Source organism: Paraburkholderia sp. BR13444 (assembly GCF_040948755.1).
In the GTDB taxonomy this organism is placed as follows: domain Bacteria; phylum Pseudomonadota; class Gammaproteobacteria; order Burkholderiales; family Burkholderiaceae; genus Paraburkholderia; species Paraburkholderia youngii.
This window is the reverse complement of the sequence record NZ_JBFPKM010000003.1, coordinates 1-13,023: the sequence shown is the minus strand read 5'-3', so window position 1 is coordinate 13,023 and position 13,023 is coordinate 1. Positions and strand designations below refer to the sequence as shown.

Genomic DNA, 13,023 nt, shown 5'->3' with positions numbered 1-13,023 from the left:
TCATGCGAGCTTCTGCGTGTACTTCTCGAGCAACGCCCACGCTTCATCGCCGTATTTCTTGCGCCACTGGTCGTAGAAGCCGGCCTTTTGCAGCGAGGCGCGGAACGGCTGGATATCGGGCTTGTTGAACGCCATTCCGTGCGACTGCAAGTTCCCGATCAGCGATGTGCTCAGTGCGGCGACGTCTGCGCGTTCAGCCACTGCGGCCGCATTCAGGTGTTTCGCCACGATCGTCTGCAAGTCCGGCGGCAGCTTGCCCCAGGACCGCGCGTTGCCGAGAAACCAGAAGCCGTCCCAGATATGGCCGGTCAACGAGCAGAACTTCTGGACTTCATAGAAGCGTCCGGTTTCGATCAGCGCGAGGGGGTTTTCTTCTGCATCAACGACCTTGGTTTGCAGCGCCGAATACGCCTCGCTGAAGTTGATGCTGGTGGGCGAGGCGTCGAGCGCCTTGAACATCGAGGTCCAAAGGGGGCTGACCGGCACGCGAATCTTTAGGCCTTTCAGATCGGCCGGGCTTTGCACCGGCTTGACCGAGCTCGTGAGATGCCGAAAGCCGTTGTCCCACGGTTTCTCCATCGCGACGAGCCCGACCTTCGAGATCGCCGTGCGGATGTGGCTCCCGAGCTCGCCGTCCATTGCTGCCCACACCTGGTTGTAGTCCTTGAACGCGAAGCCGATGCCGTTGATCGCCGAGACCGGCACGAGCGTCGACAGCACCACGCCACCCTGGGTCAGGAAGTCGATGGCGCCCGATCGAACCTGCGACAGCATGTCGGTATCCGTGCCCATCTGACCGTTCGGGAAAATCTGCAACTCGACGCGGCCGCCGGATTCCTTGTTGATGGCGTCCGCGGCTTCTTTCGCGCGAACGTTGAGCGGATGGGACAACGCGAGGTTGTTCGCGTACTTCAGCTTGAACTGCGCGGTCTGCGCCCGAGCGAGCGACGGCAAGGCGCCGGTCCCCATCGCCGCCACCGTGGCGGCCCCGAGCGTTTGAAGAAAGGTACGACGGGAATACAAACTCATTTTCGTCTCGCTCCATGGAAAGAAAGTGCTGATGACGCATTCGGCGGCGCCGGTGGCGTTCTTTTTGTGAACCTCGTCTACTGAAAGTGCATGCGGCGAATGGTATTTCGCTGACACACACTCTAAAAGTGTTGACACTTAGCTGTCAAGGTGTTGATATAAGAAAAAGAGTGCATACAAAGTGAACCCCCCGGAAAGCACCTACAAAGCCGGGAACATCCGGGACACCTGTCAGGAGGAAGCAAATGGAACTAGAGGCGCACTACCGCGAGCACGGCTTGCTGCTCAGGGGCCGCTGGCAAGCCGCGACGGCTGACAACGGCCAGCTTTCGATCAATCCGGCGACGCAACAGCGGCTGGGCTATCTGCCGCTGGCTACGCAGGCACAGGTCACCGAGGCCATCGGCGCCGCGACCGACGCCTCAGCCGCAATGCGCAAGCTCACGCCGTGGGAGCGCTCAGCACTGCTGCGCCGGGCTGCGGCGCTCATCCGCGAACGCACGCCGCAACTCGCGCGAATCGTCGCGCTGGAAACAGGCAAGCCGATCGCACAGGCCAGCGGGGAAGCGAATGCGTCCGCAGAGTCGATCGACTGGTTCGCCGATGAAGCGCGCCGTGTGTTTGGTATGTCTTACGAAAGTCGCGTCAAGGGCGGACGGTATCTGGTGCATTACGAGCCGCTTGGGGTGGTCGCCGCTTTTACGCCGTGGAATTTCCCGCTGCTACTGCTGGCCCGCAAGATGGGTCCGGCGCTGGCTGCCGGCAACACGATCGTGATCCGGCCGTCGAACGAGGCGGCCGGGGCGACGATGGCACTGGTGCGCTGTTTCGTCGATGCCGGGTTTCCCGAGGGCGCGGTCAATCTGGTGATCGGCAAAGCCGACTCGATTACGCCGACGATCATGGCCGACCCGCGCGTGGCGAAGATCAGCTTCACGGGCTCGGTGCCTGTCGGCCGTCAGATCGTCGAAATGTCCGCGAAGACCCTCAAAAAGGTCACGATGGAACTTGGCGGCCATGCGCCCGTGATCGTGCATCGCGACGCCGACATCGGCGCATTTGCGCACCTCGCGTCACTCGGCAAGTTCCGCAATGCGGGCCAGGTCTGTGCGTCGCCGACACGTTTTTACATCCACGAATCGATCTTCGACAAGACCGTGAAGGCGCTGGTCGAGCGCTCCAAAGCGCTTCGCGTCGGCGATCCGTTGCAGCAGGACACCGATCTCGGTCCGCTGACCACGTCGAAGCGTCGCGACGCGATCGAACGTCTGGTCGATGAAGCCGTGAGCGAAGGCGCCAGCGTGCTATGCGGTGGCCGGCGCCCCTCGCAATTCGGTCGCGGCTGGTTCTACGAGCCGACGCTCGTCGCCAACCCCGCTTCGCACATCGGCCTGATGAACGACGAGCCGTTCGGCCCGGTCGGAACGCTCACCCCGTTCGCGACGATGGACGAAGTCATCACCGAGGCGAACCGGCTGCCGTTCGCGCTCGCGGCGTACGTCTTCACGCGCTCGATGCGCAACACGCTGGAAACCACGGAGCGCTTGCAGGCCGGCGTGGTCGGCGTGAACACGTTCGTGGCATCGACGGCGGAGACGCCATTCGGCGGCAGCAAGGACAGCGGGTTCGGACGCGAAGGCGGACCGAACGCGATCCGCGACTACATGGACACCAAATTCATCAACCTCGAACTGGCGAACGACGAGCCTCTCGACGGCACCGCCTGAATGGAATCCCTCATGAGAACCATCAAGAATCACGCGAAAGCGCAACTCGCCGCGGGTGAACTGGCACTCGGCATGGGGCTGCGCCAGGCCCGCACCGTCGACATCGCGCAGATCGCGCAGACGGCGGGCTTCGACTGGCTGTTCATCGATATGGAACACAATTCGATGGACGTCGACACGGCCGCGCAGATTTGCGCGGCCGCTCTGGTGGGCGGTGTGACGCCGATCATCCGCGTGCCGGGGCACGAGCCGTTCCACGCCACTCGACTGCTCGATACCGGCGCAATGGGCATCGTGGTGCCGCACGTGAGTACGCCGGAACAGGCCGCGCGGATCGCCGACATGTGCCGCTTCCCGCCTGCCGGCGGGCGGTCGATCCCCGGCATGTTGCCGCAGGTCGGCTTCCAGGCTCTGCCGATCGCAGATGTGGTTCGCGCGATCAACGAAGAGGTGCTGGTCGTGGCGATGATCGAGACCCGCGAAGGGCTCGAGAACGCCGACGCGATCGCGGCGGTGCCCGGCATCGACGTGCTGCTGGTCGGCGCGACCGATCTCGCGGCGGATCTCGGTATCACCGGACAACTCGGCCATGTGCGCGTAGCGGCCGCCGTCGACGCGGTGTGCGCCGCATGCCACCGGCACGGCAAGGTGCCGGGCGTCGGCGGGGTGTACGACGAGGCACTGATGACCGCCTACGTGCAAAAAGGCGCGCGTTTCATTCTCAGCGGCTCGGATCTTGCGTTCCTGATGACGGGGGCGAAGTCGCGTTCGGAGATGTTGCGTGCAATCCCGCTCGGCCACGCCGAACAAGACATGGCTCAACGCAAGGCGTCCTGATCGGACGAGGAGGAGACAGAGTGAATCCCGAATACGCAAGCAATCTGGTCAACCGGCGCGACCTGAAACCGTATCTGAATGCCGACCAGTTCGAATTTCGAGATTCGGTGAATCGGGTGCTGACGCGCCATGCATCGCCGGAATACGTTCGCCAGTGCGACGAAGAGAAGCGCTTCCCACAGGAACTCGTGAAGGTGGCCGCCGAACAGGGCTGGTTCGGCATCACGCTGCCCGAAGCGTACGGCGGCGTCGGCGGCTATCTCGACATGGCCGCCTACCTGGAGGTCGTCGCGTACCACACCATCGCGCTCGCGCGCTTCTGGAATGCCAACGTGAACATGGTGGGCGGCGCGCTGGCGCGCTTCGCACCCGACGATATCAAGGCCATGGTGTTGCCGAAGCTAGCCGAAGGGCGTGCCTTTCTTGCCTTCGCACTGAGCGAAAACGGCTCCGGCTCGGATGCCGCCTCGCTGACGACGCGCGGCGTGGCCGACGGAAACGACTTCATTCTCGACGGCACCAAGATGTGGATTTCCGGCGCGCTGCAGGCCGACTACATTCTGACCGCGGTGCGCACCAATCCGGAAGCGAAGAAGCACGACGGGATCAGCCTCTTCCTCGTACCGAAGGAATCCAGGGGACTGACCATCAATCCGATCGATTTGCTCGGCGGCCACGCTATCCGGACCTGCGAAGTGGTGTACGACGGAGTGCGTGTCCCGAAAGAAATGATCGTTGGCGGCCTGCACGTGGGTTGGAAGAAGCTCACCGCGGTGCTGTCGAAGGAGCGCATCGCGTTGTCGGCGATGTGCGTGGGCGGCGCGCAGGCGGCAATCGATCTTGCGCGCTGGTATGCGAACGATCGCAAACAGTTCGGGCAGTCGATCATCGATTTCCAGGCCGTGTCGCATCTGCTCGCCGATATGCAGACGCGCGTGGATGCCGCTCGCCTGATGGCGTTTCGGGCGGCGAAGCTGCTCGACGAAGGCGACAGCTGCGACGTGGAGTCGTCGCAGGCGAAGTACTTCGCGTCGGACACCTACGTGCAGGTCGCGACCGACGGCATCCAGATCATGGGTGCCAATGGCTACTCCGCCGAATACGCGATGCAGCGTCATTACCGCGAAGCCAAGATGTTCCAGATCTTCGGCGGCACCAATCAAATTCAGCGCAACATCGTGGCGCGCGCGCTCAAATCGTAAGCGGAGACAGACGTGACGGCAGTTCGGACATTGGAGAAATTCGGCTTTGGCGTCGACTACGCGCAAGCCGACGTAGTGGTGGTCGGCGGTGGCGGCGCGGCGTCGCGTGCTGCCGTGTCGGCGGCACAGTCCGGTGCGAAGGTCCTCATGCTGGCCAAGGCGCCGGTCGGACAGGGTGGCAGCACGGTGCACGGCGCCAGCGAAATCATGAGCATGGGGGCATCCGGCTACGGCAGTCCCGACGACAGCGCAACCGTGCACTACGAAGACACGATGCGTCCGGCAGCCGGCTTCATCGACCGCGACCTGGTGCGCGTTCTGGCGGAGGACGCACCGAAGCGCATCGCAGACCTGATCGAACTCGGCGTGCCGTTCGACCGCGTCGCTGATGGCTATAAGCTCATCCGCAGCGACTTCGGCAGCTATGCGCGCGCGCTGGGCGTGAAGGGCAAAACCGGCAAGGCCTTCGTGGGCGCGCTCGCCGAGCAAGGCCGAAAGCTCGGTGTCGAGACCCGTCAGCCGGCGGCGTTGATCGACCTTCTGCGCGATTCGAGGGGGCGCGTGAGCGGCGTGGTTGCGATGGACCTCGATTCGCGGCGGCTGCTGGTGGTCGCGGCGGGGGCCGTCGTGCTTGGCACGGGCGGCGCGCACGGTCTGTTCTCGCAGCAGGTGTCGACAGCGGAGATGACCGGTGACGGCCAGGCGATTTGCTTCCGCCACGGCGCAGAACTCGTGAACATGGAGTTCCACCAGTTCGGGCCGGCGATGGTGCACCCATACGTGCAACTCTTCAGCAAGTCGTGCTTCATCCTGCATCCGAAGATGCTCAATCGCGACGGTCACGAATTCCTCCCGGACTATCTGCCGAGAGGCGTGACGCCCGAGGCTGCGATGGACGAGAAAGTGTTCCCGTTCACGATCTCGAACGAGTCGCGCTATATCGATATCGCGATCGCAACGGAAATCGCGCAGGGCAGGGGCACGGAACGCGGCGCGGTGCATTTCTCTTTCGCCGACATCGCCGAGGAACGGTTGGCGGCCACCATTCCGAACACCATGCGCTGGATGCGCGCCAAGGGGCTCGATCCGAAGCGTGATCTGCTCGACGTCGGGATTGCTTTTCAATGCCTGAATGGCGGTGTCCGGATGACCAACACCGACGCGATGTCGACCATCGAGGGGCTCTTCGTGATCGGCGAACTCGCGGGCGGCGTGCGCGGTCCGGATCGTCCGGGCGGCAACTCGCTCGCCGAAGGTCAGGTGTTCGGCCATCGCGCCGGCGGGGGCGCGGCCGCATACGCACGCGGCAGCGCGGCACCGGGCACGTCCGATGTGACGCCGCTTGCACGGCGCCTCGAAATGGCGCTAAAGCCGAATGCGTCGTTCGACGCTCGACGTATCGCCTCCGATCTGCGTGCAGCGATGCAGGCGCATTGTCTCGTCGAGAAGACCGAGAGCGGTCTGAATATCGCGTTAGCCGCCGCTCGCGAGGCGCACGCGGCGTTTGCCGCAGGGGGCGGGGCCACGCCGCCGCAAGTGATCGATGCGTTGACGATCGACAACATGGCGACGACTGCCGACGTCATCGTTCAAGCGTGTATCGAGAGGCGCGAGTCGCGCAGCAGCCACTATCGCACCGACTTTCCTGAGCGCGACGATGCCCGTTTCAGTCACGCATTGACCATCACGCGCGGTGAAGCCGACCCGTTCCGCCTCGCCTTCGACGTGCTCGATTACCCTCGTCCCGAATTCATGGACACATCGCATTCCCAGGCGGCAAATCATGGATAAGAAGCAAGTCGGCCCGTTGTCGGGCTACCGCATTCTCGATCTCACCGTTATGACCGCGGGTCCGGTCGGTACAGTGCTGCTTGCCGACCTCGGCGCGGACGTGATCAAGGTTGAGGAACCGAAGGCCGGTGACCTCTCGCGCAATCTCGGTAATCAATTCGTCGAAGGCGAAAGCGTGCAGTTCCTGTCGCAGAACCGTAACAAGCGCAGCATCCGCCTCGACCTGAAGTCGCCGAAAGGACGCGATGCATTTTTGCGCATGGCGGAGCAGGCCGATGTCGTCGTCGAAAACTTCCGACCGGGCACCGTCGATCGGCTCGGCATCGGCTACGAGGCCGTGAAAGCGCGCAATCCGATGATCGTCTATGCAAGCGTGTCGGCGTTCGGACAGAGTGGTCCTTACGCCGCGTGGCCCGCAAACGATCCGATCGTGCAGGCCGTGGCGGGTCTCATGGACATGACGGGCGAAGCCGGCGGCAATCCGGTTCGGCTCGGGGCGCCGTTGCCGGACTTCGGCGCGGCTGCGCTGCTGGCGTTCGGCATCTCTGCGGCGCTGTTGCATCGCGAACGGCACGGCGAAGGTCAGCGCATCGATACGTCGCTACTGTCGGCTGCGCTTTTCAGCACCATCCCGCGCGACGGCGAGACGCTGAGAAGCGGTAAAGCGCCGGAGCGCCTCGGCAGCGGCCATCCGACGATGGTGCCGTATCGCAACTATCAGGGCTCCGATGGCCGTTATTTCTTTGCCGCCTGCTTCACCGAAAAATTCTGGCAGAACCTTTGCCGGGCGTTGGGCCGAGAAGACTTGCTGAGCGATGAACGCTTTGTCGGCAACACTGCGCGGACTGCCAATCGGCATGCGCTCGACGTCATCCTCGAACAGCAGTTTCTGCTGCATACCGCCGAATACTGGGTGGCGCATCTGAGCGCCGCGGACGTGCCATGCGCGATCGTGCAGGACTATCACACCGCGTTGACGCAGGACCCGCAGATCGCGCATAACCACGCGGTCGTCGAGATCGAACATCCGCTTGCGGGCAGGGTAACGAACATCGCGAGTCCGGTGAATTTTCACGGCAGCCCGGTAGCTTACCGCCGTGCGCCGCCCACGCTCGGACAACATACGGCTGAAGTACTTGCCGAGTTCGGTTTCGCCGAGGAGGAAATCGCAGCACTCGAAGGTCGTGAACCGGCCGCCGTCGGAGAGAAGTCATGAAATCGTACACAACGGACTACGTGATCGTCGGCGCGGGGACGGCGGGTTGCGTGCTCGCCAACCGCCTCACCGAAGATCCGAACGTCAAAGTGATTCTTGTCGAAGCCGGTGAGCGCGATCGCCACCCGTTCATCCACGTACCGGCCGGCTTCGTGCGATTGCTCGATCATCCAACCGTGACATGGCGCTATCGCACGCGGGCCGACGCCGAGACCAGCGGCCGCGCAATCCTGTTTCCGCGTGGACGCGGACTCGGCGGGTCCAGCGCGATCAACGGCCTGCTTTATGTGCGCCCGTTTGCGGAGGATATCGATAGCTGGGAGCAGTCGGGCTCCAGGGGCTGGACCTTCGGCAACTGTCTGCCGTTCTACCGCCGCTCCGAAACGTGGACCGAAGGCAACAGTCCTCAACGCGGCAAGGATGGTCCGATCCAGGTCAGCCGGGTGGAGAATCCGCCGGAGATCTGTGGTGCGGTCGTGCAAGCTGCCCAAAAAGCCGGTCTCGAGTTTGTAGATGATCCAAACAGCGACACGCGCGGTCCGTCGATCTGGTACTACCAGCAAACGCGCGACGGACGTCGCCGCTCCAGCGCGGCGCGCGGTTATCTGCGGCCCGCAATGGCGCGGCCGAATCTCACGGTGGTGACCGGCGTCCAGGTGTCCGGGCTCGACATGAACGGCACGCACGTGAGCGGCATCAATGCGACAACGACTGCGGGCGTTCCGATCCAGTTTCGCGCGACCCGCGAGGTCATCCTGAGCGCCGGCGTGATCGGCACGCCAAAGCTGCTGGAAATGAGCGGCATCGGCGATAAGGACGTGCTCGACAATGCGGGCATTCGAACACGCATCGCGTTACCGGGCGTCGGCAACAATTTGCAGGATCACTATGTAGTCCGGCTCGGCTATCGGGTACGGGGTGCAGGCACCGCGAACGAGCGCTCGCACGGACTCGCGCTCGCGCGCGAAATGATGCGCTACGTCGTGTCGGGGACCGGCGTACTGACCTATAGTGCCGCGATCGTCGGCGGCTTCGCACAGACGCGGCTCGCAACCCGGCCCGACGTGCAGTTCGTGATCGCGCCAGGCAGCTTCGCCGAGGGACGGATCGGTGTGCTGGAGTCGGAGCCCGGCGTCTCCTGCGGCGTCTGGCAGATGCGCCCGGAAAGCCGTGGGCACGTGCACATCACCAGCAGCGAGGTCGCGGCAGCGCCGACGATCGCACCGTCATACCTCAGCAGCGAACTGGACCGCAACACGATGGTGGAAGGACTCAAGATCGGCCGCCGGATCTTCGCGCAGCCCGAGGTCGCCCGCTATATCGTCGACGAAACCGTACCAGGCCGTCAGGCGGACACTGATGAGGCGTTACTGCAATACGTGCGTGACAATGGCTCGACTGTGTATCACGCGGTTGGCACGTGCCGGATGGGAGAGGACGAAATGAGCGTCGTCGATTCCGAAATGCGGGTGCGCGGAACGACCGGCCTGCGCATCGTCGACGGCTCGGTGATGCCGTCGATAACCTCGACCAACACCAATGCGACGGTGCTAATGCTAGCCGAGCGCGCAGCTGACATGATCCGTTCGCCGATGACTGCGCGCACGGCTTCGGCATATTCGAAGGAGAATTGAAATGAACGCGTCCCACCCGTGACCGAGTGAGCGAAGAATGAGGGTGGATCCTCACGGGCCAACGGCATCGATGTGCCCAGGTAGAAAATGCACGCATTTTCTGGCAACCGGAGGATCCACGATGAATAGTATGGCCGTAGGTGTCGACATCGCCAAGCGGGTATTCCAGGTGCATTACGTTGACCGGGAAACTGGCGAGATCGTGAACAAGGCAATCAGGCGCGGGAAGTTTTTGGAGCACTTCGCGAACCGTGCGGCCTGCCTGATCGGGATGGAAGCATGTGGTGGAGCCCACCACTGGGCTCGGCAACTCACGCAGATGGGTCATGAGGTCAGGCTGATGCCGGCCGAGTTCGTGAAGGCGTTCAACATCCGGAACAAGAACGACGCGGCGGATGCCCGGGCGATCTGGCTCGCGGTACAGCAGCCGGGCAAGCCGGTGGCAGTGAAGACTGAGATGCAGCAGGCGATGCTGGCGCTGCACCGGATGCGCGAGCAGTTGGTGAAGTTCCGCACGATGCAGATCAATGGGCTGCGTGGCTTGCTGACCGAATACGGCGAGGTGATGAGCAAGGGACGAGCGAAGCTGGACACGGAAATACCAGCTGCGCTCGGCCGAATCGCAGAGCGCTTGCCAGCGGCACTGATCGATACGTTGCGCGAGCAATGGAACGGGTTGGCAAAGCTCGACGAACAGATCGCGGAAATCGAACGTCGGATGCGCGAATGGAAGAAGGAAGACAAGGCAGTGACGGCGATTAGCGAGATACCTGGCGTAGGTTTGCTGACAGCCACGGCCGCGGTAGCAATGATGGGCGACCCGAAGGCGTTCAGTTCGGGGCGGGAGTTCGCGGCGTGGGCCGGGTTAGTGCCGAAGCAGACCGGCTCGGGCGGCAAGGTGAACCTGCACGGGATCAGCAAGAGGGGCGACACGTATCTGCGCACGCTACTGATCCACGGCGCACGAAGCGTGCTGACGCATGCGAAAGAGCCCGGTGAGTGGGTCGAGCAGATGAAAAAGCGCCGACCGCCGAACGTGGTGATCGTCGCATTGGCCAACAGGATGGCGCGGACGATCTGGGCAGTACTGGCCCATGACCGGCCGTACCAAAGGGATTACGTGAGCGTGAAGCCGGCCTGACCGGTGGGTGCCACGTTCAAGATCAACGTTTAACACAGGGTGAACGTCGAAAGGTTGCGCAGCAATCGAGTGTGATGACAAGCCAGGTAGGACCGGGACTCGCTAAACCTGAATACCATCACGAGCTACTAGCTCGCCAGGAGAATGAGGTGCGAGTCAGCGAATTTCATAGGGGCCCGCAGCGGCAATATCGGCTGCAACAAGGCCGGATATAGAGCTGCAGCCCATCCTGTCTGTCGAAGCACACGAAAACTGTTGCAAACGGGACGCGTTCATATAGACGGTATGAAAGTGCTGGTAGGTGTAAAGCGAGTGGTCGACTACAACGTGAAGGTCCGGATCAAGTCGGACGGCACGGGTGTCGACATTGCAAACGTGAAGATGTCGATGAATCCGTTCGACGAAATCGCGGTTGAGGAAGCGGTGCGGTTAAAGGAAGCCGGCGTGGTCAGCGAGGTGGTGGCGGTTTCTTGCGGTGTTGCGCAGGCGCAGGAGACGCTGCGTACGGCGTTGGCGATAGGTGCGGATCGTGCTGTCTTGATCGAGTCGTCCGAAGACCTGCAGCCTCTGGCCGTTGCCAAGCTACTCAAGGCGCTGGTCGACAAGGAACAGCCTTCGTTGGTATTGCTGGGCAAGCAGGCCATCGACGACGACTCGAACCAGACCGGGCAGATGCTCGCCGCCTTGGCTGACCTTCCGCAAGCGACGTTCGCTTCGGAGGTCGTGGTGGCTGACGGGAAGGCGACCGTGTCGCGCGAAGTGGATGGCGGAGCTGAAACGCTGTCGCTGACGCTTCCCGCCGTGGTCACCACTGATCTACGCCTGAACGAGCCGCGCTACGTGACATTGCCGAACATCATGAAGGCGAAGAAAAAGCCGCTGCAAACGATCAGGCCCGAAGACCTCGGCGTCGATGTCACGCCGCGTCTTAAAACACTGAAAGTCGCCGAGCCGCCCAGGCGTTCCGCCGGGGTGACAGTGCCGGACGTAAAGACGCTGGTCGAGAAGCTGAAGACCGAAGCGAAGGTGCTTTAGATAGAACGGCAACTATGTTGCATGGGACTGGAATAAGCGCTAAAGCGCTAACTCCAGTCGACACGGAGACAAAGCAAATGACGAATCTGGTTAGCCTGGTAATAGCAGAACACGATAATGCGTCGATCAAGGCTGCGACGCTGACTACCATTGCAGCGGCGAAGAAGATCGGCGGTGAAGTTCACGTGCTGGTCGCCGGTCACAATGCGCAGCCCGTAGTCGACGCGGCAGCGAACATCGCGGCCGTTAGCAAAGTATTGCTGGCCGATGCGCCGCAACTCGAAGTGGGCCTCGCGGAAAACATCGAAGCGACGGTGCTGAATATCGCAAAAAACTATTCGCACATCCTGGCTCCGGCCACCGCCTACGGCAAGAACGTCGTGCCGCGTATCGCCGCGAAGCTCGACGTCGCTCAGATCAGCGACATCACCGCAGTCGATTCACCCGATACGTTCGAGCGTCCGATCTACGCGGGCAACGCAATTGCGACAGTGCAATCTCAAGACCCGATCAAGGTCATCACGGTACGCACGACTGGCTTCGATGCCGTCGCAGCGGAAGGCGGCAGCGCCTCGGTCGAGAAGCTCGAAGCCGCAGCCGACGCAGGCATCTCGCAGTTCGTGAGCCGCGCAGTGACGAAGCTCGATCGTCCGGAACTGACGTCGGCAAACATCATCGTGTCGGGCGGCCGGGGTCTCGGCAGCGGCGAGAACTACACGAAGGTGCTGGAGCCTTTGGCAGACAAGCTCGGTGCAGCGATGGGCGCATCGCGTGCAGCCGTCGATGCGGGCTACGTGCCGAACGACTATCAGGTTGGTCAGACTGGCAAGATCGTCGCGCCGCAACTGTATATCGCGGTCGGCATTTCGGGTGCGATCCAGCACCTTGCGGGCATGAAGGACTCGAAGGTGATCGTCGCGATCAACAAGGATAAAGAAGCGCCGATTTTCAGCGTCGCAGATTACAGCCTCGTCGGTGACCTGTTCACCGTCGTGCCCGAACTCGTCGGAAGCCTATGAGGCCCTTGATGACTGGCTGCTCGCGTTCACTGGCGGAGAAACCGGGCACTGCGACGGGCGGTCATCATGGTGGTATTGTCGAGAGATTAAGGCACGCCCCTTGCGGCGCTTCATTCATGTGAACGGCCGATGCTGGCTTGAGATATCCTCGTTTGAGTGAGCCATGAAACATCTAAGTAAGACGTTTTTCGCTTCGGTTCTCGTGGTGGCACTGCCGGCAATAACATACGCACAAGTCGGCGGCAGCGTTGACGGGACGGCAACGTCCCGTGCCGGCGCGGGGCGGATGAAAACCCCGAGTGGAAGAGGATACGATTCGCCGGATGTCACGGGTAGTGGCGTCGGTGCGGCGGGCAGTAGCCCTTCGACGCGATCTTCCAGGCGCAAGGCCA

Annotated in this window: 10 protein-coding genes; 9 read left to right on the top strand and 1 reads right to left on the bottom strand. The window is 62.6% G+C overall.

The annotated features are described in order from the left end of the window. Window positions 1-1,029, bottom strand: coding sequence for a TRAP transporter substrate-binding protein (locus tag AB3X95_RS08995; protein ID WP_368621113.1), 1,029 nt, complete (start codon window positions 1,027-1,029; stop codon window positions 1-3). 245 nt (window positions 1,030-1,274) lie between these two features. On the opposite strand from AB3X95_RS08995, the gene AB3X95_RS08990 reads away from it, so the two are divergent. The 9 genes from AB3X95_RS08990 (at window position 1,275) to AB3X95_RS08950 (ending at window position 12,631) form a co-directional block, all read left to right on the top strand. After that, window positions 1,275-2,756: an NAD-dependent succinate-semialdehyde dehydrogenase gene (locus AB3X95_RS08990; RefSeq protein WP_368621112.1), complete on the top strand. Its 1,482-nt coding sequence runs from the start codon at window positions 1,275-1,277 to the stop codon at window positions 2,754-2,756. A gap of 12 nt (window positions 2,757-2,768) precedes the next feature. Continuing rightward, a complete protein-coding gene (locus tag AB3X95_RS08985) occupies window positions 2,769-3,593 on the top strand; it encodes an HpcH/HpaI aldolase/citrate lyase family protein (protein ID WP_368599311.1) in 825 nt (274 codons plus the stop codon). A gap of 20 nt (window positions 3,594-3,613) precedes the next feature. Then, a complete protein-coding gene (locus tag AB3X95_RS08980) occupies window positions 3,614-4,795 on the top strand; it encodes an acyl-CoA dehydrogenase family protein (RefSeq protein WP_176122162.1) in 1,182 nt (393 codons plus the stop codon). A gap of 12 nt (window positions 4,796-4,807) precedes the next feature. Further along, window positions 4,808-6,586 (top strand): FAD-binding protein, encoded by a 1,779-nt coding sequence (locus tag AB3X95_RS08975; RefSeq protein WP_368621111.1) that lies wholly within the window; start codon window positions 4,808-4,810, stop codon window positions 6,584-6,586. Next, window positions 6,579-7,802 (top strand): CaiB/BaiF CoA-transferase family protein, encoded by a 1,224-nt coding sequence (locus AB3X95_RS08970; RefSeq protein ID WP_176368511.1) that lies wholly within the window; start codon window positions 6,579-6,581, stop codon window positions 7,800-7,802. The genes AB3X95_RS08975 and AB3X95_RS08970 overlap by 8 nt, the downstream gene beginning before the upstream one ends. After that, window positions 7,799-9,436: a GMC family oxidoreductase gene (locus AB3X95_RS08965; RefSeq protein ID WP_368621110.1), complete on the top strand. Its 1,638-nt coding sequence runs from the start codon at window positions 7,799-7,801 to the stop codon at window positions 9,434-9,436. The genes AB3X95_RS08970 and AB3X95_RS08965 overlap by 4 nt, the downstream gene beginning before the upstream one ends. A 121-nt stretch (window positions 9,437-9,557) precedes the next feature. Continuing rightward, complete coding sequence (locus AB3X95_RS08960) at window positions 9,558-10,577, top strand: IS110 family transposase (protein ID WP_176370192.1); 1,020 nt, start codon at window positions 9,558-9,560, stop codon at window positions 10,575-10,577. Window positions 10,578-10,862: 285 nt separating this feature from the next. Then, entirely contained in the window at window positions 10,863-11,612 is a 750-nt protein-coding gene (locus AB3X95_RS08955; RefSeq protein ID WP_152852350.1) for an electron transfer flavoprotein subunit beta/FixA family protein, read from the top strand. An 86-nt stretch (window positions 11,613-11,698) separates the two neighbouring features. After that, on the top strand, window positions 11,699-12,631 hold the full coding sequence (locus tag AB3X95_RS08950) for an electron transfer flavoprotein subunit alpha/FixB family protein (protein ID WP_368621474.1): 933 nt from the start codon (window positions 11,699-11,701) through the stop codon (window positions 12,629-12,631). Window positions 12,632-13,023 lie beyond the last annotated feature (392 nt).